Origin of the sequence: Acetobacter orleanensis, assembly GCF_001581005.1 — a bacterium.
In the GTDB taxonomy this organism is placed as follows: domain Bacteria; phylum Pseudomonadota; class Alphaproteobacteria; order Acetobacterales; family Acetobacteraceae; genus Acetobacter; species Acetobacter orleanensis.
Genome location: NZ_LHZV01000057.1, coordinates 62,236 through 83,772 on the forward strand (window position 1 = coordinate 62,236; position 21,537 = coordinate 83,772).

Here is a 21,537-nt window from a genome sequence, read left to right on the forward strand (position 1 = left end):
AACGCAGAGAAATCAGAAAAGTTCTCTCGGTTTGGAAACGAGATGCGTCATGCTGTCTGTCAGAAAGATCAGCACACCTCGCGAGCCTCCGGCCCGAGTGGTATAACAGACCGCGCCGGACAGACTGCTCGTTAGTGGCCTTCAGCCCCCGGAATGATGTCATACCCCGCACTCCCCGGAGCTGGCCCCCGCGGCACGACACTGCCCCCATCAACGCCAACCATCTGGCTGGAGGTGGGACCAATTTCGCGTGCGTCAATCGCTGTTCCCAACTCCCCACTGCTGCCGGTACCAACAGCGTAGAGCGTCTGTCCCGGCTTAAGCCATGCGGCAAGACGAGCGGCCTCACGCGGCAGCAGATAGATCACGGAATGGTCTTTCAACACCGCGCCGTTCAACTGGCCATCCAGATCATAAAGCGGCATCCAGACTTCCCCATGCAGAACCAAATCCGGCCCGGCAATCATCTCGGTGGAATGGCGCGGCATAGCGATAAACGTATCCTGCATGCCACGGCCACGCGGGCTGGTCAGCCCGAAAGCCCGGATAATAGGCAGCGTGCGACCTTTCAGGCCGCGAATGTCCACTGTGTCACCGGGTTTGATCAACCCGGCCAGCGTGTGGCCCTGATCCGGCGAGATAAACACCTGTGTGCCGTCATTCAGCACAAAGCCCATCACGCTACCATGGGAGGATGGCAAAAACTGCACAACCTGACCGCTGAAGTGAGGCAGGCCTGACAGGTCATAAACCCCGGCAGCTTCCTTTTCTGTCACCGTCTGATGAGAGGCGAAATTTGCGGCATTCTGCTGCCCAGCGGGAGCCTTTTGGGCTGGTGCGGCAAAGGCGACAGAAGAAGCCAGAAGGAAAGCAGGAAGGGAGAACAGATGGCGCATGGATCAACCAGTTAGAAAAACCCGGCCTGAAATGTGACACAGTTCAGGCCAGAATAAGGAAGACTTTGCGCCATTGTTCGTCAGGAATGGCTTTCCGGCAAGAGCCGGAAAAGCGTGTCAGTGGCGGAAATGACGCATACCGGTAAAGACCATGGCAATGCCTGCGGCATCGGCAGCAGCAATCACCTCGTCATCCCGGATGGAGCCACCCGGCTGGATGACCGCCGTTGCACCAGCCGCCACAATGGTTTCTAGACCATCCGCAAAGGGGAAGAAGGCGTCAGACGCCGCAACAGACCCCCGCGTGAGCGGTGCATCCAGACCCGCGGCCTTAGCGGCCTCACCACTTTTGCTGGCGGCAATACGGGCGGAGTCAACGCGGCTCATCTGGCCCGCGCCGATGCCAACCGTGGCATCATTTTTTGCATAAACAATCGCATTAGACTTCACGTGCTTCGCCACACGGAAGGCAAATTTCAGGTCTTCCATTTCCTGCGCGGACGGTGCGCGTTTGGTCACCACCCGTAGGGACTCGGGGGCGATCTGCCCGTTGTCGCGCGTCTGCGCCAGAAAACCACCCGCCACAGAACGCACAACCACACCAGACGCAGCAGGGTCCGGCAGGCCGCCCGTCAACAGCAGACGCAGGTTTTTCTTGCGGGCCAGAACTTCTTTTGCGGCGTCATCCGCACCCGGGGCGACAATGACCTCGGTGAAAATACCCGCAATTTTGGTGGCCGTTTCTGCGTCCAGCGTGCGATTAAGGGCGACAATCCCGCCAAAAGCCGAAACAGGGTCACACCGCAGCGCGCTCTCCCAGCAGGCAGAAAGCGTATCACCCACAGCCACACCACACGGGTTGGCGTGTTTGACAATCACCACAGCCGGACGGTCAAACTCGGCCACAGCTTCAAACGCCGCATCCGTATCATTGATATTGTTGTAGGACAGAGCCTTGCCCTGTACCTGCACAGCCGTCGCCACGCCGGGGCGCGTGCTGCCGTCCTTGTAGAAAGCCGCCTGCTGATGCGGGTTTTCACCATAGCGCAGCACTTCCGCCCGCTGGCCCGCCAGCACAAAGCGTTCCGGCAGCGTGTCCTGCGCCTGCGCGGCAAACCATGCGGCAATCGCAGCATCATAGGCTGCCGTGCGCGCATAAGCGGCCCCGGCATAAGCGCGGCGCATGTCCAGCGTGCTGCCGCCCTGCCCCAGAGCCTCAATCAGCCCGGCATATTGCGCCGTATCGGTCAGCACCACCACATGGCCATGGTTCTTGGCTGCGGCACGGATCAGAGCTGGGCCGCCAATATCGATATTTTCAATACAGTCTTCAGCGCCTGCGCCGGAAGCGACCGTTTTTTCAAACGGGTAGAGATTGACCGCCACCAGATCAATCGGCGCGATTTGGTGCTCTTCCATCTGCGCGACATGGGCAGGCAGGTCACGCCGCCCGAGAATCCCGCCGTGGATCTGCGGCACGAGCGTTTTCACGCGGCCATCCAGAATTTCCGGGAAGCCGGTATGGTCAGAGACCTCTGTGACGGGAAGCCCGGCTTCACGCAGAGCGCGGGCAGAACCACCTGTGGAAAGGATTTCCGCACCGTGCGCAACCAGCGCGCGACCGAGGTCAAGAAGACCTGTCTTATCGGAAACAGAAATTAACGCGCGGCGCACGGGTTGCGTCGTCTGGCTCATGGGGCGGACCTTTCGCACAGCTAAACCTGAAGTAAAGCGGCTCATTAACCAACAAGCCGCTTCAGGGCAACCTTGCGCGCTCCGGAAAGAGCCTTAACGGCGCGTAAAGGTCCAGTAGAGCGGCTGGCGGCCAGCGGCAATCGCCTTCGCTTCATAACGAGTGGGAAACCAACCGTCCGGCCGTTCGGCCACAGGCGGCGGGGCTTCAAAAAAGGGCTGTGCAGCCATGACTTCCTCAACCCATGCCTGATAGGTCGGGTCATCGCTCGCAACACGCCAGACAGCGCCGGGTTTGAGCACGCGCGCAACAAGCGCCACGTTTTCCGGATGCATGAAGCGCCGCTTGGCATGACGCGCCTTGGGCCAAGGGTCCGGGAACATCAGGAAGAGCCGGTCCACTGAGGCATCTGGCAGCGCACGCAGCAGCAGGCGAGCATCTTCATCCCAAAGCCGCAGCATATCCGGGACAGCGGACGTTGTTTCCTCCCCAACCGGCACAAAGCGAGTCAGGAGAGAGCATAAGCCGTTATCAAAAACTTCGGAGGCAATATAGCCAACATCGGGGTGGGCAGTATGCTGCCCTACCACATGCTCCCCACCGCCAAATCCGACTTCAAACCAGATGTGTTGTGGCGGGTGGCCAAAGGCTGTGGCCGGGTCCGCTGCGCGATCCAGCGGAAAGCGCAGGCGGGGCAGCGCCTCATCCAGAAGGCGCTGTTGACGGGGACGCAGCGAATGGCCGCGCGGTCGCCCATAAAGTCGTTCGGGCGACGGCTTAACGTCCGGTCCGCTCACTTCCTCCGTCATCGTGCCGTCAAACCTTAGCGGTTGAACGCGCCACGCAGGGCATCCACCAGATCGGTGCGCTCCCACGTAAAGTCATCACGCGCATCATCCGGCGTACGGCCAAAGTGACCATAAGCAGAGGTCTGAGCATAAATCGGGCGGTTCAGACGCAGGTGCTTACGGATACCACGCGGGGAAAGATCCATCACCTCACGCAGCACAGCACCCAGACGGGCTTCATCCACATCCTTGCCGGTTCCATCCAGATCCACATACACGGACAGCGGATGAGACACGCCAATGGCGTAGGACACCTGAAGCGTGCAACGGTCCGCCAGACCAGCAGCTACGACGTTTTTGGCCAGATAGCGGCAGGCATACGCTGCGGACCGGTCAACCTTCGTCGGGTCCTTACCGGAGAACGCGCCGCCGCCATGCGGAGCCGCACCGCCGTAGGTGTCCACAATGATCTTACGGCCTGTCAGACCGCAATCCCCATCCGGGCCGCCGATGACGAAAATACCGGTCGGGTTGACGTAGAATTCGTCTTCCGGCGGCATCCAGCCTTCCGGCAGCACGCTACGGACAATGTCACCCAGTTCTTCACGCAGCTTCTTCTGGCTTACGCCTTCGTCATGCTGGGTGGAAATCACCACAGAGGTCGCGCCAACAGGGCGACCGTTGGAATAGCGCAGGGTTACCTGACTTTTGGCGTCCGGCTGAAGGCCAGCCGCACGCGGGTCACCCGCACGGCGCAGGTCACGAATTTCGTGCAGGATGCGGTGTGCATAGTAAATGGTGGCCGGCATGAGCGTGTCGGTCTCGGTGGAGGCATGACCGAACATGATGCCCTGATCACCAGCGCCTTCGTCCTTATCGCCAGCACTGTCCACGCCCACGGCAATATCCGCGGACTGAGCATGCAGGTAGTTCGCGGCATCAGCCGTACGCCAGGAGAAGCCATCCTGATCGTACCCAATGTCCTTCACCGCAGCGCGGGCAGCCTCAATCAGGCCTTCGGACGTGATGGAAGCGGGGCCACGGACCTCACCAGCCAGAATAATCCGGTTGGTGGTCACCATGGTTTCACAGGCCACGCGGGCTTCCGGGTCCGCTGCAAGATAAGCATCCAGAACAGTATCGCTGATCCGGTCCGCAACCTTGTCGGGATGACCTTCGGAAACAGATTCCGAAGTAAACAGGAAATCGCCGTCTTTACGCATGATGGTGCCGTCTGCCCCACGCACTATGAATTAGGAATTGTGACCGCCACCTTAAGAAAAGGCGACGGGATCGTGTGGCGGAATAGTGGCCGATGGTCAAGTGTATTGCGGCTATGCAGCCATCAGGACCGTATCTCTTTGGCCCGCATCCCTGCTGTTCTCAGCATCCCGTTGCTGCTGGTCCTGCTGTAAAGGTCGCGGAATTCAGCCCTTTAAGAGCGGATAAATGGAGAAACCACGATTACGAATGCGTATAAAGAATGGTTCTAAAAAAAACGCAATCTCTTTAGCAGGGCGGCAGCCCCAACACCTCTTCCATCCCGTAATAGCCCGCCGGACACTCCCGCACCCAATGCGCTGCCCGCACCGCACCGGCCGCAAACACGCGCCGGTCAAACGCCCGATGAGTCAGAGTGATCTGCTCATCCGCAGAGGTAAACAGGACCTCATGTTCCCCCACGATCTGCCCGCCTCTCAAGGCGGCAAAGCCGATAGCGCCCGGTCCGCGCGGGCCGGTATGGCCATCCCGCCCGCTCTCCTTCACGTCAGCTAGCTTTACGCCTCGGCCTTTTGCCACAGCCTCGCCAATAGCCAGCGCTGTGCCGGACGGCGCATCCACTTTCTGCCGGTGGTGCATTTCCACAATTTCGGCGTCGTAAGAGTCGGCAGGAAGCGCCTGCCCCATCATCTGCGCCAGACGCCGCACCAGTGTCACACCAGCCGAAAAATTGGCGGCATGAACAACCCCTATTTTCTTTGCGGCTTTCAGCACAGCGACCTGCTGCTCTGTGGACAGGCCTGTGGTGCCTAGAACCCACGCCGTGCCCTGTTCCGCCAGAGCTTGCGCATGCGCGATAACAGTGTCCGCATGTGTGAAATCAATCACCACATCACTCACCGCCGCCAGATCCGCCATATCGGTAAACAGGGCCAGTCCTTCCGGCAGACCGGCTGCTTTAGCCGGATCGCGCACCGTGCCACCTGCCAGAACAGCCCCGGCAGCCTGCACTTCGTCCACCAGCAAACGGCCCACGCGCCCGGAAACCCCGGCAATGCCGATACGCAGCATCTGATCTGTCATGCGGAATAGTCCTTATGTTTTATAGACGCCACCCTACCAGTAAAGCCGGACACACGCGGTGCCCGGCTTTCTAGTAAAACCATCATCATGCCTGCCGGAGTAGGCTCAGCCTTTATTTTCAAAAAAATCCCGTACCCGTGCGAAGAAACCCGTATGCTCCGGGCTGCTCTTCACGTTCTCGCCGGCTTCTTTTTCAAACTCTTCCAGCAGTTCTTTCTGGCGCGCATTCAGATGCTGCGGCGTTTCCACCGTGACCTGAATATACATATCCCCCCGCGCGCTGGAACGCAGGACTGAGAAGCCTTTTCCACGCAGGCGGAAATGCGCGCCGGTCTGTGTCCCCGCCGGGATTTTAACCTTAGTGCGGGTACCATCAATAACCGGCACTTCAATTTCCGTGCCCAGAGCCGCCTGCCCCATACGGAGCGGCACGCGGCAATAAATATTGGCCCCGTCACGCTGGAAAATGCCATGTTCTGAAACAGACACATGGACGTAAAGATCACCGGCAGGCACGCCCTGCCCGCCTGCTTCACCTTCGCCCGTGATACGGATACGGGTGCCGTCTTCCACACCGGCTGGAATCTGCACGGCAAGGGTCCGCTCCTTCTCGACCGTCCCTTCTCCGTGGCACACCTTGCAGGGGTCTTTTACCGTACGACCAGCCCCATGGCAGGTTGGGCACGGCCGCTCCACCACAAAGAAGCCCTGCTGTGCCCGCACTTTCCCCGCACCATGGCAGCTTGGGCAGGTCTCCACCCCAGACTCACCAGCGTTGGACCCTGTGCCATGGCAGGACTCACACGCCACACGGGTAATGATCTTCACATCTTTTTTCACGCCGGAGAAAGCTTCTTCCAGCGTGATTTCAACATGGGTCTGAATATCGTTGCCTGAGCGGGTCCGGCCACCGCCACGGCGGCCACCCATCATGTCCCCGAACATCTGTTCAAAGATGTCACCCAGACCGCCACCGCCGCCAAAACCGTTAAAGTCAAAGCCGCCGGGGCCACCGCCGCCGCCATTTTCAAATGCTGCATGACCAAAGCGATCATACGCTGCGCGCTTCTGCTCATCTTTCAGAACGTCATACGCCTGACTGATTTCTTTGAACTTGGCCTCGGCCTCAGCATCACCCGGATTGCGGTCCGGGTGATATTTCATGGCCAGCTTACGATAAGCTTTCTTGAGGTCATCGGATGAAACTGTCCGGCTAACTTCAAGCGTTTCGTAATAGTCAATCTTGATGGCCATGGAAGTCCTCTTGCAGGAAACTGCCTTTTACAAAAGCGCAGCAGATGTCTGAAAATGACAAACGGCGTCCGCCTTCCAAGAAGCGCGGACGCCGGAGAAAATGACCAGAGCCACCCTGCTTCATGCAGGATGACTCTGAGTAGCAGCGTCCGATCAGGACTTTTTGTCGTTTACGTCCTCAAAGTCCGCATCGACGATTTTTTCGTCGTTCGGCTGGGCACCAGCAGCACCGGCTTCACCCGCCGCAGCGCCTTCACCAGCCTGACCGGCTTTATAGACGGCTTCACCAATCTTCATGGCAGCCTGCGTCAGGCGATCGCTAGCAGTCTTGATCGCTTCAGCATCCGTGCCTTCAAGAGCGGTTTTCACCGCAGCGATGGCGCTTTCTGCTTCCGTCTTGTCAGCCGCCGGAACCTTGTCACCCGCTTCGGTCAGAGACTTTTCAACCTGATGCACGAGGCTTTCAGCGTTGTTCCGCACTTCAACCTGCTCGCGCTTGGCTTTATCGGCCTCAGCGTTGGCTTCAGCGTCTTTCACCATCTTTTCGATATCGCTATCGGACAGACCGCCAGACGCCTGAATCTTGATCTGCTGTTCTTTACCGGTCGCCTTGTCTTTAGCGGACACGGACACAATGCCGTTGGCGTCGATATCAAACGTCACTTCAATCTGCGGCACACCGCGCGGCGCCGGAGCAATACCCGTCAGGTCAAAGTTGCCCAGCAGCTTGTTATCAGCCGCCATTTCACGTTCGCCCTGATAGACCTTGATGGTCACGGCGTTCTGGTTGTCTTCCGCCGTGGAGAAGGTCTGGCTCTTCTTGGTCGGGATCGTCGTGTTCCGGTCGATCAGACGGGTGAAAACACCACCCAGCGTTTCAATACCCAGAGATAGCGGCGTTACGTCCAGAAGCAGAACGTCCTTCACGTCACCCTTCAGAACGGCACCCTGAATAGCGGCACCAATGGCGACCACTTCATCCGGGTTCACGTTACGGGCCGGGTCTTTACCGAAGAACTGCTTAACGGCTTCAATCACCTTCGGCATACGGGTCATACCACCGACGAGGATGACTTCATCCACTTCGGAAGCAGAAACGCCAGCGTCTTTCAGAGCAGCCTTACAGGGTTCCAGTGTGCGCTGGATCAGGTCATCAACAAGGCTTTCCAGCTTCGCGCGGGTCAGCTTCAGCACCAGATGCTTCGGACCAGACGCATCAGCGGTGATGAACGGCAGGTTGATTTCCGTCTCCTTGGAGGAAGACAGCTCAATCTTCGCTTTTTCAGCGGCTTCCTTCAGACGCTGGAGAGCCAGCTTGTCAGAGCGCAGATCAATGCCCTGCTCACGTTTGAACTCGTCTGCCAGATAGCTGATGATGCGGTTATCAAAGTCTTCACCACCCAGGAACGTATCGCCGTTCGTGGATTTCACTTCGATCACGCCGTCAGAAATTTCCAGAACGGAAACGTCGAACGTGCCACCACCAAGGTCATACACAGCCACCGTGCCGCCACTTTTCTTTTCCATGCCATAGGCAAGGGCAGCAGCCGTCGGTTCGTTGATGATACGCAGGACTTCAAGACCGGCGATACGACCGGCGTCTTTGGTGGCCTGACGCTGGGCATCGTTAAAGTAAGCCGGAACCGTAATCACGGCCTGCGTCACTTTTTCACCGAGGTAAGCCTCGGCGGTTTCTTTCATTTTGCCCAGCACGAAAGCGGAAATCTGAGAGGGGGCATAACCTTTGCCGCGCGCCTCAACCCATGCATCCCCATTGTCACCTTTGACAATGGCGTAGGGCACCATTTCCTTATCTTTCTGAACCGTCGGGTCATCATACCGGCGGCCGATCAGACGCTTAACGGCGTAGAGGGTGTTTGTCGGGTTGGTAACAGCCTGACGTTTCGCGGCCTGTCCGACCAGCATTTCACCGCCTTCGGTGAACGCGACCATGGACGGCGTTGTGCGTGCGCCTTCGCTGTTTTCAATAACGCGGTTTTCATTGCCTTCGCGCACTGCAACGCAGGAGTTGGTCGTGCCGAGGTCAATACCAATAACTTTACTCATGTCTGCTCCTTTAAGCGACCCTGTCTGGCCCGAAGCACCGGACGGGGTCCTATCTCTTCCGGCCTGCTTTCACGCTGAAAACAGGCCAAGACTGTTAAGTCTGATGTATGGTGCCCCAAAACCTCTTTCAAGAGCCAGACACCGGGCAGGAAACAATTTTTTGAGCCCCTACCCCGTGCTGCGGCACCATAATACCCGACTTTATTCGCCCGCTTTGGCCACCACGACCATAGCTGGCTTTAGAAGGCGGCCATGCAGTGTCCATGTTGGTGTCCATGCCTGCATGACGGTGCCCGGCGCGTGGTCCGGGCTCGGCTGTTCCGCCATAGCCTGATGCAGATTGGCGTCAAACGTCTTGCCGGACGGGTCTTCACACTTAATGCCGTGTCGTTCCAGAATGGAGATAAAGGACCGTTCGGTGCTTTCAATCCCCTCACGCATCTTGGTGATAACCCCGTCTTCTCCCTCCTGCGGTGCGGGCAGGCTGGACAGGGCGCGACGCAGATTTTCAGCAGCTTCCACCACATCCCGTGCAAATTTCTGCACGGCATACTGGCGGGCGTCATCCACGTCACGCTTGGCGCGGGTGCGCAGGTTCTGGTTTTCAGCTTCCGAACGCAGCCACTTTTCCTTCATCTCGGCAGCTTCCTGCTCAAGAGCGGCAATGCGCTGCTCTTCAGGAGACTGTTCGGCGGCCTGCTCTGCCCCGGTTGCGGCGGCATCGTGCGGCTGGGTGACATGGTCAGACGCAGCCGTTGCGGCCTGCGTCTCAACCTGTGTGGGATCTGTATCTTGGGTCATGCTTAAAGAAGTAAGCAAGGAGATGGGACGCGACAAGACCCGCAACGCCTGCCATGCTGATTTTGCACTCAAATTTACAGGGCCGCCGCTACGTGCTCAAAATTGGGACAGACTGGAAATCGTTGCCCATAGCGCACGAGCACGGATACGCGTATGCTGCGATGGCTTGCGCTGACCGCGAGGAAGGAAAACGCACACCATGGCAGACCGCACCAAGCAGACGATTGCTCTGGTTGATGATGACCGCAACATTCTGACATCGGTCCAGATGACTTTGGAAGCGGAAGGCTTTCACGTCCGCACCTATACCGATGGCGAATCCGCCCTGCAGGGCCTGACAGCCTACCCGGTTGATCTAGCCGTGCTGGATATCAAGATGCCCCGCATGGATGGCATGGAGCTTTTGCAGCGCCTGCGCGCGCGCTCCCAACTGCCGGTGATCTTCCTCTCCTCCAAAGATGAGGAAGTTGACCAGTTGATGGGCCTGCGCCTCGGCGCGGACGACTATATTACCAAGCCCTTCTCCCAGCGGCTGCTGCTGGAACGCATCCGCGCCCTGCTGCGCCGGAACGAGGCCAGCCGCGCGGAAGCCAGCGGAACACCCGGCGGGGGTGCCTTGGTGCGTGGCGCGCTCTCACTGGATGAACTACGCCATAAATGCACATGGAACGGCGAGGACGTGCCCCTGACGGTGACGGAATTCCTGCTGGTCAAAACCCTTGCCATGCGCCCCGGCCTCGTCAAATCCCGCGACCAGTTGATTGATGCTGCCTACGGGGACACGGTGTATGTGGATGACCGCACGATCGACAGCCACATCAAGCGCGTGCGGAAAAAATTCCGGCAGGTGGATGATAATTTCAACCAGATTGAGACGCTCTACGGCATTGGCTACCGGTATCGGGAAGACTGAGCCGGGCCTATGAGCAGCCGGAATCACATGTCTGTTTCCTCCACCCTGTCCTCCGGGCTGCGGCGCCTCCGTATTCCCGGTCAGGCCCCGCGTAAAGCCGGGGTGGAAGCGACTGCCGCGTATGAGGCCTCGCGCACGCGGCTGATTTCCCCGCTGATGCGCCGCATCATGCTGGTCAATATTCTGCCGCTGGTGCTGCTGGCTATCGCCATGCTGTTCCTCAACCAGTTTCGGAACAGCCTGCTGGCAACGGAAGTGACCGGACTGCGGGAACAGGCCCGGATTTATGCAGGCGCACTGGGGCAGATTGCCGTGCGCGGCACCCATATCAAGAGCACTGGGCCAGACGGCTTCACGCTTGAATCGACGCTCGCCCGCCCTCTGCTTCTACGCCTGACTGAACCCAGCCCCAACGCCCATGCCCGCCTGTTTGGCCCGGATGGCCAGATTCTGGCGGACAATCTGGCGGATGCGCAGGAAGCGGCCTCGGCTCACAGCAGTTTACAGAATTCCGAGGAAGACCGTCGCTCCCCCTCGCTTCACCATCGGCATACCGCCCCCGGCCTGTATGAACGGAGCTTGACATGGCTGTGGAGCCCCCACAGTTCCAGCATTGTCACGCTGGATACGGATGAGGCCGACGTTCCAGCCGACCCGGCCCGCCCAACGGACGCCAGCAATCCGTCCTCGCGCCCTCCGCCGGAAGCCCCGCCCTATATCCGGCGCACGGCTAATGGTCGCCTGATTATCACTGTAGCCGAGCCTGTAATTCACGATGGCCGGACCGTTGGCATCATCCAGCTTACCCGCGCAGCCTCTCAGGTGGATCGGGCGCTATTTGCCATTCGCTCTTCCATTCTCTCCCTGTTCCTGATGGTGCTGGTCATTACCGTGCTGCTTTCATGGTATCTGTCCCTCACCATTGCCCGGCCTCTGTTGCGGTTGGCAGCCTCCGCACAGGTTATGCGGGAATCCTCCGGCCGCACGGGCACGGTGCCAGCACGGCTGCTGGCACGGCGGGATGAAATTGGCGATCTAGCCCGCGCGCTTCAGGCCAGCGCACAGGCTTTGTGGAAGCGTATGGACGCCATTGAGCGTTTTGCCGCCGATGTCAGCCACGAGATTAAAAACCCGCTTTCTTCCATCCGCTCCGCCATTGAAACACTGCTCCGGATTGAGGACCTCAACCAGAAGCGCCGCCTGCTGACTATTATTAATGATGATGTGCTGCGGCTGGACCGTCTGATTACCGATATTTCTGACGCCAGCCGACTGGATGCGGAAATGTCCCGCGCGAAAACAGAGGCCATCGCGGTGGTCCCGCTGCTATCTGTTCTTGCGGAAATCCATCAGGCCACCCGCAAGGATGGGGATGCGATTATTCTGACGCATAGTGAAGGGGATTCTCAGGAGAATCCGCTCCGTGTTCTTGCTGTGGAAGATCGTCTGGTACAGGTGCTCCGCAACCTGATTGGCAACGCCATTTCCTTCTCCCCCCCCAACGGTCGCATTCTGCTGGAAGCCGTGCCCGTCGGGAATATGGTCACTCTCTCTGTTTCGGATGAGGGGCCGGGAATTCCTCAAGCCAAGCTCGACTCCATTTTTGACCGCTTCTATTCAGAACGTCCCAAGGAAGAGCATTTTGGCCAGCATTCCGGCCTTGGCCTGTCCATCAGCCGCCAGATTGTGGATGCGCTGCACGGCACAATTTCTGTGGAAAACAGGCATGATGCGCAGGGCCATGTTGCCGGAGCGCGCTTTACGGTCCGCCTGCCGCGCGTTGTCGCCTGATATCAGGCCAGAGGCGCTTCAACACCCAGTTCAAACTCAATTTTGACATGGGGGTCGGAAAATTTTCTGACCCACATCAATGTGACGGAGGGCGATATGTCTGAAAAAACCTGCCGCAAGGTGGGAAAACAGGACGGAAAATCCTGCGTGTCTGAGACCAGATAGGTCACGCGCGTCACATCCTGCATAGAATAGCCATAATCGGCCAGCAGAGTCACACCCACGTCAAGAGCTGCGCGACATTGCTCGGCGATGCTCTCGCCCTCCGGGTGTGGCGCGCAAAGGCCCGAGAGCCTGAGCCCTCCGGCTGTATGGTCCACTCGGGCGTGTGAGTCAGACAGATGGTCTATCCTGTTTTGAACGATATTCCCCATAACCCCAAAGCATACTGCTGCACTGTGGAAAACGGCAAATTTCTCTTTCGTAACAATCAAATACCTTAAAATCTGGTATAGTCCAGCGGTTTTGTTGTGCAGCCCTGCCAGCTTGTATGCGTGGTTGTGTGTTGCGCAGAGGTGGCGGAGCGGAGCATACTGCTCCCGCACATGCCAGAAACAGGCTTTTTCAGGCAATGGCCGACCAGACGCGTAATGACACTGAAGGGGAAACCGCTGTAATGCGCACGGTGGATGATACACTTGTCCCACGCCGCATCCTGCTGGTTTCCGGCCTGTCCGGTGCTGGAAAATCTTCTATCCTGCGGATTCTGGAAGACCTCGACCACGAGGTCATTGATAACCCCCCGCTGGGCATGCTGGATGACATTGTCGCCCGCGCAGAACGCCCTGTGGCGATTGGTGTTGATTCCCGCACCCGTGGTTTTGATGCCTCCGCTGTGCTGGAAGCCATTGCCCGCCTGCGCATGAACCCCAACCTGCGAGTTGAATTGATTTACGCCACGGCGGAAGAAAGCGTTCTGCTCCGCCGCTACACCGCCACCCGACGCCGCCACCCGCTGGCCCTGCACGGCAGCATCAAAGAAGGCATTGAGGAAGAAACCACCTTGACCGCTCCGCTCCGTGCGGCGGCTGATCTGGTGATTGATACGTCCGACATGCCGCCACCGGAGTTGCGCCATTTTGTGGAAAGCCGCTTCAGCCCATGGGAAGGCGCTGCGGGAGAGGGGCTGACGGTTGCCCTGATGTCCTTCGCATACCCGGCGGGCCTACCACGAGAGGCTGATATTGTTCTGGATGCGCGCTTTTTGAGAAACCCGCATTATGACGCTGACCTTGCCCCCAAAACCGGGCTGGATACGGACGTTGCCGCCTATGTGGCGGAAGATAGCGATTACCTGCCCTTCCTGAACCAGATTCACAGCCTGCTTCAGCTTGTCCTGCCGCGCTTTGTGCAGGAAGGTAAAAAATATGCTACCATTGCCATTGGTTGCTCGGGCGGTCGCCATCGGTCTGTGACACTGGTGGAAGCACTGGCCAAACGGCTTTCCGCGCCAGATGGCATGGGAAATTATCAGGGCTCCGGCCAGTGGCCCATTATGATCATGCATCGGGAACTGGCCCGACTTGGTCTGGGGAGCTGGCGCTGGGCACGTAGACCAGACCAGCCTGCCACAATGGAACCGGCCTCTCCGGCTTCTTAATCTCCCCGGCGCATTTTGCGTCAACCTTGGGGGCGTGTCCCGCAAGAATTGGGCACGCTTAGTAGAACTCCTCCGGTCGTCTAGACGTTTTGCCCTGACGGGAAAGCATGAGGCGTTTTCGCGCAGTCAGTCCATCTCCGGCCTGAGGCTGCTGATTTTCATACGCAAGGATATTTTTTCTTCTTTCATGTCTATTTCAGAAACGGCCCTGACACATGACCCCCTTGCCCGAACGCTTCAGACGCATCTGACCCCTGCTGTCACGTCTTTTAGAAGCTGGTTAAGCTGGTTGCCCGCACCATTTGTCTCCATGCTGGTGCTGTTTCTGGTCGGGCTGGTGGCCGCCTTACTCAGCAGGCTGGTCACGGACCGTATTCTGATGCGTATCCCCGGCGCACGACGCGGGGCCTTTGTCCGCTCCCTTACGCGGTCACTCAGAAGGCCGGTCCGGCTCTCGGTTATCATTCTGGCGATGGGGCTGGCACTTCCAGCGTGTGGACTGCACGGAAGTCTGCTGGATAGCGTCGCTCATCTGCTCTTGATGATTTTTGTCGCCGTGATGGGGTACGGAACAATTGTGACCGTGCGGGTGGTGTCCGACGCCTATCTGTCGCGTTTTGCGGAAGCTGATCAGGATGATGATATTCTGGCCCGCAAACACGCAACACAGGTCCGGCTTTTACGACGCGCTGCGGAAATTCTGATCGGTATCCTGACAGTCAGTGCCGAACTGATCACCTTTGACGCGGTGCGAGAATATGGGCTGAGCCTGTTTGCCTCCGCCGGGGCAGCGTCCGTCATTGTCGGTTTGGCGGCGCGGCCCATTCTGGCTAATCTGTTTGCGGGTGTGCAGATTGCCATGACGCAACCCATCCGTATGGGAGACCTGATTGCCTTTCAGGGAGACTGGACATGGGTGGAGGAAATTACCTCGACCTATGTGGTTCTGAGGTCATGGGACTTACGGCGGCGTATTGTGCCCATCGCCTATTTTCTAGACACACCCTTTGAAAACTGGACCTACAATTCCGCGGAACTGATTGGGTCCGTCCATCTCTATGTGGATTACCGCGCCCCCATGGACCGCATACGCGCCAAGCTGGAAGAAATTGTAAACGCTTGCCCGCAATGGACCGGCAAAGACTTCAGTGCAAAGATCGTGGACTGTAATGACCAGACCATGCTGGTCCGTGTCACCGCAAGTGCGCGCAATGCCGTCCGCAGTTGGGATCTGCGCTGTGAAATACGGGAAAAAATTATCCAGTGGATGTGCGAGGAATGCCCGGAAGCCCTGCCCCGCAACCGGTTTGCTCTGGCACCTGCGGATATGGGGGAGCCGCAACAGCCGTCTCCGTTCTCCACCACAGCTCCCGGCACCATGGCTTACGGGCCGTTTAACCCGCCACCAGCATGGACCTCGGCCGCCGCACAGGCAGGCAAAGCCACGCCGAGCACACCACCGCCTCCCCCTTCTGCATTCCGGCCTTTATAAGCCGTTGGCTGTTGCAGGCTTTCAGGAAACATAGGCCGCGTCTGCTTTACCCCCGATAAATCTGGTCGAACACGCCGCCTTCACCAAAATGCTTTTTCTGGACAGCCGCCCACCCGCCAAGACTTGCAATGTCAAAGGTTTCAACCTTAGGAAACCGCGCCGCATTTTCCGCTGCCACAACCGGATCAACTGGGCGGAAATAATGCTTGCCGCCAATTCTCTGCCCTTCGGGTGAGAACAGGAAATTCACATAAGCCTGAGCTTGTGCCTGCGTGCCATGTTTGGTGACGTTACTATCCACCACGGCCACAGGTGGTTCTGCCAGAATGGTGAGTTTCGGCACGACAACATCAAACTGGTCCGGCCCGATCTCCTTTGCGGCCAAAAGAGCTTCATCCTCCCACGCCAGCAGCACATCCCCCAGCCCGCGCTGCACAAAGCTGTTTGTCGCGCCACGCGCGCCGGTATCCAGCACCGGCACATGCGCGAAAAGGGTTTTTAGATAAGCCCGTGCCGTAGCGTCTGACCCACCCGGCTGCCGCAGCGCCCAGCCCCATGCCGCCAGATAATTCCACCGTGCTCCACCGGAGGTTTTCGGGTTGGGGGTTACAATCTTGATATCGTCCCGCACCAGATCCTCCCAGTCCTGAATTTTCTTTGGGTTCCCCTTGCGCACCAGAAAGACGATGGTGCTGGTATAAGGTGTGGAATTATGCGGCAGGCGCGTCTGCCAATCCGCTGCCAGCAAGCCACGCTGCGCCAGAATATCAATATCATACGCCAGCCCCAGACTGACAACATCCGCCGGAGCGCCTTCCAGCACGGACCGTGCCTGTGCGCCGGAGCCTCCATTAGACGTTCTGACAAACACCGCCTCACCCGCATGGGCTTTAGCCCAGAAGGCCGCAAAAGACTTGTTGACTTCGGCATAAAGCTCCCGCGTCGGGTCATAGGAGACATTGAGCAACTGCGTCGTTGCTGCGGATGCAGATGAAGCAAACAGCCCCGCCCCGGCAGCGAGGCCGCCAGTGAGAGAGGCCGCCCCCAGAAACAAGCGGCGGGATAAAAGTGGGAAATTCTGTGTCATTCCAGTTTCTCCATCATGCCTAGAGCCTGACCCAGACCGAAATCTCCACGGGGACAAGTCACTCTCAGCTTCTTAATTCACGATATCATGCGCGTTAATTTCCACAACAGCAACGCCAATTTCTCTCCCTTTTGAAATTTCCTTTTCTTGTGATTTCCCATGATGTTTTCGCCGTAAAATTTTTGAATTTATCTTTTTATCCATAAAAATATCTTTTTGAATGCACCGCTTTTAAGGCTGAAACTCTAATATGATATCCTATCGGTTTATATATTGCGATTTGTATCGTGTTATGTTTAATTCACTAAATACTAATTGTTTTAGTGGTTAAAGACTCTTCTTAAATCCCGGATCTTCCGCTTTTTTTTGGATCGCCCCATGAGTCGCCTCGGTGCTTACATCGTGTCAGCCGGAAAATCCGGCTTCAATGCCCCTCTTTTGCTGGCTTCCGCTGTGGCATCCGTTTTTTCACTGTCCTGTGCGGTGGCAGAACCGAGTGGCGCCTCTCCTATGGTTTCACAAGGCGCATCTGTCTCCCGACCGCAAGATCGGGAGCATATTCTCGTCAAGCCTTCGTCCAGCAAGCCGCCGCCACAGTTACCAGCCATAGTCCTCTATCCGCACGCCAACCCGGTCGGACAGCCTGTCCGCACCACTGGCGTGCAGGGGCGCGTCTCTGGACATCAGTATGATTGGGGCGTTTTCAATCGCGGGAATGGTGAAGCCGCGGGTTTCGGGCCGGTTGGCGACTATGGTCTTGCCCCATGGGCTGAAGACTGGAGCCGTCTGCGCAACAAATCGACACGGAAAGACCCGTTTGATCTGTTAAAATATATCGCTCTGAATGAAAGTGGCTCAATATGGCTTAGTTTTTCAGGGGAAACGCGCCTGAGAAACTGGTTTGAAAGCCGTCCCAACCTCGGCACACAGCCCCATAATGATTCCGGGCGGTTTGCCGTGCGCAATCTTTATGGGGCGGACCTGCATCTTGGCACTCACGTCCGACTGTTCGGGCAACTGGTCAATGGAGATGCCGCGGGATGGAATGCCTATGGTTATGGGAGCACATACCGTAAACGCCTTGATGTGCAGCAGGCTTTTATAGAAACAAAATGGTCTATGCTCGGTGCCAAAAGCGGCTTTATGTTTGGGCGACAGCAGTTTCTGGATGCGCCCTCTTACATGCTGTACAACCGGGAAACGCCCAATGTACCGCTCTCATGGAACGGCTTTCGCGCCTATATGGTCTGGCCCCGCATCCGCATTGATGGCTGGGATTTTGTGCAGACAAATGACAGCCAGAACAAAATGTTTCATGACACGGAAAACTATAATACCCGCCTCTATGGTTTTAACATGACATGGGCACCCCCCGATGGGCGTTTTATGGGCGATAGATACAACACCTTTCTGGATGTCTTTTATGTAGGCTACAAACTCTCTGGTTCATCCGGGGCAATTGCCACCGCCAAAGGCAGCCAGAACGGTTCAAACACCCGCAACAATTTTGGTGTCCGTTGGCATGGTATTGCTGGTCCGTTTGAATTTTCTGTTGGTGGAATCTGGCAGGGTGGTGTTTTCAAATATGCCCGGAACAATCAGGCGCGCACTGTCAACGCCTACGCACTGAACACATTAGTGGGCTACCGAGTTCCGCATGATCGCTTTCATACATTCGCGGGATTACAAACGGATGTCTATTCTGGAGGTAACGCCCGCAAAACATCCGGAGCCATTGGCACTTACATTTCCCCTTTCAGCCCCCAGACCAATTATCTGGACACCACGACGTATATGACCGGCTCAAACCTGATCAGCGTAGCACCCCTCATCCGGGCAACCTTTCTGAAATCTCTCAGTTTTCAGGTTAAATATCCGTTTTTCTGGCGTTATAACCCGAATGATCCTGTTTATAGATCCTCCGGCACGTACACCTTTCCCCACCCGTTCAAGGGAAAGTTTGTAGGAATGGCCCCGCAGGCGTCTCTTGCATGGCAGATTACCCAGCATCTGTCATGGACGCAGTATGTCTCGCGCTTCATGACATCAAATGCGCTCAACCGTGCCGGTGGTTCAAGCGGCACTTACTATCAGTCCAACATCGTTTTTCGTTTTTAAGAGCTTGCCTCAGGCGTGACCGGCCCGCCCGGTCAACCGGAGGGGGTCAATATTGATAGAGGCCAAAGCGTGCCGCCATTTGGCGGGATGGTCATGCCCGAACACAATCTCGCGGCTGGCGGGGGCCAGTAACCATGCATCATGCTGGAAAATTTCCTCCTCCAACTGCCCGGCCTCCCAGCTTGCATGCCCCATGGCCAGCAAGGCATCCTGCGGGCCGCCACCCTCGGCAATAACCTTCAGCACGTCCAGACTGGCGGTAAGCGTCGCAGCACCCGTGACAGGCATGCTGCCTTCCCCTTTCCAGTCGGAAGAATGCAGAACAAAGCCGCGTGCTTCCTCCAGTGGGCCACCCGCACACAGGCCAAGACGACGCAAAGATGGTGCTGGCGGAATATCCAACTGCTCAAGCAACTCTTCAAGATTTGGCTTGGGCAGACGGCGGTTGATAACCAGCCCCATAGCGCCCTCTCCCGCAGCATGGGCGCAAAGATATATGACACTTCTATCAAAAGGCGTTACGCTGAGTGCTGGCGTTGCCACCAGAAGAAGGCCGGTTAACGTGCCGCCGGGGCGGACAGAACGTTCAAGAAGGGAAATATGCGGAAAAACCATAGGGTGCATATGTGGTGCCCGCGTTTTTTTAGCAACCTCTGGCCCTATCCTTGCCAGTAGGCAGCACACAAGGATGATGAAGCAGAACCATGACTCAACTTGCCAAATTCCTGCGCGCGCTCGACAGCTACCATGTCACGGACGGGGAAAATTTCGACCTGACACAATTCAATCCAGATGATGATGGCAATCTGGGACTGACCAAGCAGGACGGCGCAAAGCTGCTGAAAGACGTGAAGGAGCAGTTGCAGGAGTTGCAAGACCTCCTCTACGCCAACCAAACCAATTCCATGCTCATCATCCTGCAAGGGATGGACGCTGCCGGGAAAGACGGCACCATCAAACACGTCATGTCCGGGGTTAACCCGCAGGGTGTATCCGTTACGTCCTTCAAGCAGCCCGGCCCGGCGGAACTCCAGCACGGCTTTCTGTGGCGTATTCATGCCGCGGCCCCACAGGTTGGGCGTATCGCCATTTTTAACCGCAGCCAGTATGAGGATGTGCTGGTCACACGCGTCCACCCGGACATTCTGGAGCGGGAACATCTGCCCCGGCCCATCAATACGCCGGAGTTCTGGAAAGGCCGCTACAGCGATATCCGCCATCTGGAACATTATCTGAACCGGCAGGGCACGATTGTGCTGAAATTCTTCCTGCATATTTCCAAAGAAGAGCAGCGCGAACGCCTTTTGGAACGCCTGAATCTGCCGGAAAAACGCTGGAAGTTCTCTCCCGCCGATATTCATGAACGGGAATTCTGGGACGACTATACCAGTGCCTATCGGGACGCCATTGCCGAGACAGCGCGCCCGCATGCCCCATGGATTGTGGTGCCCGCTAACCATAAGTGGTATGCCCGACTGGTGGTGATTGGAGCCATTATCCGCGCCCTTAAGGCACTGAACCAGACAATCCCGAAAGCCGCGCCGGAAGTTTCCAAATCTCTGGATGATTATCGCGCCCGCCTCATGGCGGAAAAAGAGTAAAAGGTCTGTCTCTTATGATGGCATATTCCCGCCTGCTTCTCGCCGCCCTGCTGCTGTCGGGCCTTACAGGGCTGACACAGCCCGCAAACGCCCGCCACTGGCGTGATGAGGCCCCCTTTGCCGCAATTCAGACAGTTTCCCCCACCTGTGACAATCAGGATTTTCTGTCCAAGCAGCTTGCGTTTGAAAATGGCGGAGCAAAAGCGGATACACCTGTGCATATCTGCGGTAAGGTTCTGGCTGTCAGCCCCAATGCCAAACGCACCCGCAGTGGTTGGCATGGTTATTTCTACCTTGCGGTCAGCCCGTCCGTCTCCATCCGCATCGTCTCAGGCTTAGATGAAATGCATGCTCCCACTTGGCCGTGGGTCAGCAAGGGCGATCAGGTGGAAGTGGTGGGGCGATACTACTATGATTCCATCCGTCGGCAGGGCGTAGACTGGACGCATCACGGCACTGGCCGTTCATGGCATGTGCCGGGCTATGTGACCGTTAACGGTACCCGTTACGACTAATGAGACCTGTGCGCGGGTAGTTTGTTTTGTATGACTGGGAGTAGTATTCTGGTTACAAGTTCGCAGATCTGGGGCGGGTAGAACGCGATATCCAGCAGCTGATGGATCTTTCTCTTTCCGAAGCCGTCTCGATCAAGGCGGTCAAGGAACGCAGACCAAAGCTCGAAACTCGTAAGGCAGAAGCTACTCGCCACAACCAAAGCGTGGACGTGTCACGGTTTAGTTCCTGACCATGGGTTATCTGTTAAGCGGCGTTGCGCTCATAATCCAGAGGGCTTTTCCATTGAAGTGCGGAGTGCAGCCTCTGCGGATTATAGAAATCATTAATGTAGCATGTGATGGCCTGCTCGACGTCCTGACGCGTCATCCATGCTTGCTACCACAGGAGTTCCGCTTTTAAGGTCTTAAAGAAACTCTCCGTCACCGCATTATCCCAGCAGTTTCCTTTCTGCTCATGGACACGCGAAAGCCATGAGCAAAAAGGAGCTTCCGGTATACCTCTGAACAATACTGACTGCCACGATCCGCATGATAGATGCAGCATGGTGGTGGCTGACGCAAGATCCGGTAAAATCCAAGGGATTTCTAATATCTAAAGAATTTTTGCACTGAGGCCC

General features: G+C 57.3%; 19 protein-coding genes and 1 pseudogene. 7 read left to right on the forward strand and 13 right to left on the reverse strand.

Features of this window, described 5'->3' with window-relative positions; all coding sequences use genetic code 11:
• Window positions 1–131: 131 nt before the first annotated feature.
• The 8 genes from AD949_RS05755 to AD949_RS05790 all read right to left on the reverse strand — a co-directional run bounded on the left by AD949_RS05755 (window position 132) and on the right by AD949_RS05790 (window position 9,803).
• On the reverse strand, window positions 132–896 hold the full coding sequence (locus AD949_RS05755; protein ID WP_048835000.1) for a hypothetical protein: 765 nt from the start codon (window positions 894–896) through the stop codon (window positions 132–134).
• A gap of 117 nt (window positions 897–1,013) precedes the next feature.
• Window positions 1,014–2,591, reverse strand: a complete 1,578-nt coding sequence (gene purH / locus AD949_RS05760; protein WP_048835001.1) for a bifunctional phosphoribosylaminoimidazolecarboxamide formyltransferase/IMP cyclohydrolase — start codon at window positions 2,589–2,591, stop codon at window positions 1,014–1,016.
• Window positions 2,592–2,684: 93 nt separating this feature from the next.
• A complete protein-coding gene (gene trmB, locus AD949_RS05765) occupies window positions 2,685–3,398 on the reverse strand; it encodes a tRNA (guanine(46)-N(7))-methyltransferase TrmB (protein ID WP_048835002.1) in 714 nt (237 codons plus the stop codon).
• Between the two features lie 14 nt (window positions 3,399–3,412).
• The gene (gene metK / locus AD949_RS05770) at window positions 3,413–4,600 is read right to left on the reverse strand and encodes a methionine adenosyltransferase (protein ID WP_048835003.1); all 1,188 of its coding nucleotides are present in this window, start codon (window positions 4,598–4,600) and stop codon (window positions 3,413–3,415) included.
• A 286-nt stretch (window positions 4,601–4,886) separates the two neighbouring features.
• A complete protein-coding gene (gene dapB / locus AD949_RS05775; protein WP_048835004.1) occupies window positions 4,887–5,681 on the reverse strand; it encodes a 4-hydroxy-tetrahydrodipicolinate reductase in 795 nt (264 codons plus the stop codon).
• Window positions 5,682–5,786: 105 nt separating this feature from the next.
• Complete coding sequence (gene dnaJ, locus AD949_RS05780) at window positions 5,787–6,935, reverse strand: molecular chaperone DnaJ (protein WP_048835005.1); 1,149 nt, start codon at window positions 6,933–6,935, stop codon at window positions 5,787–5,789.
• Window positions 6,936–7,088: 153 nt separating this feature from the next.
• Window positions 7,089–9,002: a molecular chaperone DnaK gene (gene dnaK / locus AD949_RS05785; RefSeq protein ID WP_048835006.1), complete on the reverse strand. Its 1,914-nt coding sequence runs from the start codon at window positions 9,000–9,002 to the stop codon at window positions 7,089–7,091.
• A 201-nt stretch (window positions 9,003–9,203) separates the two neighbouring features.
• Window positions 9,204–9,803, reverse strand: a complete 600-nt coding sequence (locus tag AD949_RS05790; protein WP_048835033.1) for a nucleotide exchange factor GrpE — start codon at window positions 9,801–9,803, stop codon at window positions 9,204–9,206.
• Between the two features lie 199 nt (window positions 9,804–10,002).
• Here AD949_RS05790 and AD949_RS05795 point away from each other — a divergent pair, with 199 nt between their 5' ends.
• On the forward strand, window positions 10,003–10,716 hold the full coding sequence (locus AD949_RS05795) for a response regulator transcription factor (protein ID WP_048835007.1): 714 nt from the start codon (window positions 10,003–10,005) through the stop codon (window positions 10,714–10,716).
• Window positions 10,717–10,743: 27 nt separating this feature from the next.
• Window positions 10,744–12,507, forward strand: coding sequence for an ATP-binding protein (locus AD949_RS05800; protein WP_371277379.1), 1,764 nt, complete (start codon window positions 10,744–10,746; stop codon window positions 12,505–12,507).
• 2 nt (window positions 12,508–12,509) lie between these two features.
• Here the strand turns inward: AD949_RS05800 and AD949_RS05805 are convergent, their stop codons facing one another.
• The gene (locus AD949_RS05805; protein WP_141325405.1) at window positions 12,510–12,881 is read right to left on the reverse strand and encodes a Rid family hydrolase; all 372 of its coding nucleotides are present in this window, start codon (window positions 12,879–12,881) and stop codon (window positions 12,510–12,512) included.
• A gap of 242 nt (window positions 12,882–13,123) precedes the next feature.
• Here AD949_RS05805 and rapZ point away from each other — a divergent pair, with 242 nt between their 5' ends.
• Together rapZ and AD949_RS05815 are read left to right on the forward strand one after the other, a co-directional pair.
• Window positions 13,124–14,107: an RNase adapter RapZ gene (gene rapZ / locus AD949_RS05810; RefSeq protein WP_048835035.1), complete on the forward strand. Its 984-nt coding sequence runs from the start codon at window positions 13,124–13,126 to the stop codon at window positions 14,105–14,107.
• 187 nt (window positions 14,108–14,294) lie between these two features.
• Window positions 14,295–15,599 carry a mechanosensitive ion channel family protein gene (locus tag AD949_RS05815; RefSeq protein ID WP_048835009.1) on the forward strand — a complete coding sequence of 435 codons (1,305 nt, stop codon included), beginning with the start codon at window positions 14,295–14,297 and terminating at the stop codon, window positions 15,597–15,599.
• Between the two features lie 46 nt (window positions 15,600–15,645).
• On the opposite strand, the gene AD949_RS05820 is transcribed toward AD949_RS05815, so the two are convergent.
• Both AD949_RS05820 and AD949_RS14625 read right to left on the reverse strand, forming a co-directional pair.
• Window positions 15,646–16,686, reverse strand: a complete 1,041-nt coding sequence (locus AD949_RS05820) for a sulfate ABC transporter substrate-binding protein (RefSeq protein ID WP_048835010.1) — start codon at window positions 16,684–16,686, stop codon at window positions 15,646–15,648.
• 72 nt (window positions 16,687–16,758) lie between these two features.
• A complete protein-coding gene (locus AD949_RS14625; protein WP_257007547.1) occupies window positions 16,759–16,890 on the reverse strand; it encodes a hypothetical protein in 132 nt (43 codons plus the stop codon).
• Between the two features lie 174 nt (window positions 16,891–17,064).
• Here AD949_RS14625 and AD949_RS05825 point away from each other — a divergent pair, with 174 nt between their 5' ends.
• Window positions 17,065–18,804, forward strand: coding sequence for an alginate export family protein (locus AD949_RS05825; protein WP_082064608.1), 1,740 nt, complete (start codon window positions 17,065–17,067; stop codon window positions 18,802–18,804).
• 9 nt (window positions 18,805–18,813) lie between these two features.
• On the opposite strand, the gene AD949_RS05830 is transcribed toward AD949_RS05825, so the two are convergent.
• Complete coding sequence (locus AD949_RS05830; RefSeq protein WP_048835011.1) at window positions 18,814–19,419, reverse strand: YqgE/AlgH family protein; 606 nt, start codon at window positions 19,417–19,419, stop codon at window positions 18,814–18,816.
• 89 nt (window positions 19,420–19,508) lie between these two features.
• On the opposite strand from AD949_RS05830, the gene AD949_RS05835 reads away from it, so the two are divergent.
• Both AD949_RS05835 and AD949_RS05840 read left to right on the forward strand, forming a co-directional pair.
• Window positions 19,509–20,405, forward strand: a complete 897-nt coding sequence (locus AD949_RS05835) for a polyphosphate kinase 2 family protein (RefSeq protein WP_048835012.1) — start codon at window positions 19,509–19,511, stop codon at window positions 20,403–20,405.
• A 17-nt stretch (window positions 20,406–20,422) separates the two neighbouring features.
• Window positions 20,423–20,920, forward strand: a complete 498-nt coding sequence (locus AD949_RS05840; RefSeq protein ID WP_048835037.1) for a DUF3465 domain-containing protein — start codon at window positions 20,423–20,425, stop codon at window positions 20,918–20,920.
• Window positions 20,921–21,164: 244 nt separating this feature from the next.
• On the opposite strand, the pseudogene AD949_RS14530 reads toward AD949_RS05840, so the two are convergent.
• A pseudogene (locus AD949_RS14530) lies at window positions 21,165–21,478 on the reverse strand (integrase core domain-containing protein); the annotation flags it as partial.
• Between the last annotated feature and the right edge of the window lie 59 nt (window positions 21,479–21,537).

Coding starts and splice junctions, on each gene's coding strand:
- AD949_RS05755 (WP_048835000.1), bottom strand. CDS start 896: ATGCGCCATCTGTTCTCCCTTCCTGCTTTCCTTCTGGCTTCTTCTGTC.
- purH (WP_048835001.1), bottom strand. CDS start 2,591: ATGAGCCAGACGACGCAACCCGTGCGCCGCGCGTTAATTTCTGTTTCC.
- trmB (WP_048835002.1), bottom strand. CDS start 3,398: ATGACGGAGGAAGTGAGCGGACCGGACGTTAAGCCGTCGCCCGAACGA.
- metK (WP_048835003.1), bottom strand. CDS start 4,600: ATGCGTAAAGACGGCGATTTCCTGTTTACTTCGGAATCTGTTTCCGAA.
- dapB (WP_048835004.1), bottom strand. CDS start 5,681: ATGACAGATCAGATGCTGCGTATCGGCATTGCCGGGGTTTCCGGGCGC.
- dnaJ (WP_048835005.1), bottom strand. CDS start 6,935: ATGGCCATCAAGATTGACTATTACGAAACGCTTGAAGTTAGCCGGACA.
- dnaK (WP_048835006.1), bottom strand. CDS start 9,002: ATGAGTAAAGTTATTGGTATTGACCTCGGCACGACCAACTCCTGCGTT.
- AD949_RS05790 (WP_048835033.1), bottom strand. CDS start 9,803: ATGACCCAAGATACAGATCCCACACAGGTTGAGACGCAGGCCGCAACG.
- AD949_RS05795 (WP_048835007.1), top strand. CDS start 10,003: ATGGCAGACCGCACCAAGCAGACGATTGCTCTGGTTGATGATGACCGC.
- AD949_RS05800 (WP_371277379.1), top strand. CDS start 10,744: ATGTCTGTTTCCTCCACCCTGTCCTCCGGGCTGCGGCGCCTCCGTATT.
- AD949_RS05805 (WP_141325405.1), bottom strand. CDS start 12,881: ATGGGGAATATCGTTCAAAACAGGATAGACCATCTGTCTGACTCACAC.
- rapZ (WP_048835035.1), top strand. CDS start 13,124: ATGCGCACGGTGGATGATACACTTGTCCCACGCCGCATCCTGCTGGTT.
- AD949_RS05815 (WP_048835009.1), top strand. CDS start 14,295: ATGTCTATTTCAGAAACGGCCCTGACACATGACCCCCTTGCCCGAACG.
- AD949_RS05820 (WP_048835010.1), bottom strand. CDS start 16,686: ATGACACAGAATTTCCCACTTTTATCCCGCCGCTTGTTTCTGGGGGCG.
- AD949_RS14625 (WP_257007547.1), bottom strand. CDS start 16,890: ATGGATAAAAAGATAAATTCAAAAATTTTACGGCGAAAACATCATGGG.
- AD949_RS05825 (WP_082064608.1), top strand. CDS start 17,065: ATGAGTCGCCTCGGTGCTTACATCGTGTCAGCCGGAAAATCCGGCTTC.
- AD949_RS05830 (WP_048835011.1), bottom strand. CDS start 19,419: ATGGTTTTTCCGCATATTTCCCTTCTTGAACGTTCTGTCCGCCCCGGC.
- AD949_RS05835 (WP_048835012.1), top strand. CDS start 19,509: ATGACTCAACTTGCCAAATTCCTGCGCGCGCTCGACAGCTACCATGTC.
- AD949_RS05840 (WP_048835037.1), top strand. CDS start 20,423: ATGGCATATTCCCGCCTGCTTCTCGCCGCCCTGCTGCTGTCGGGCCTT.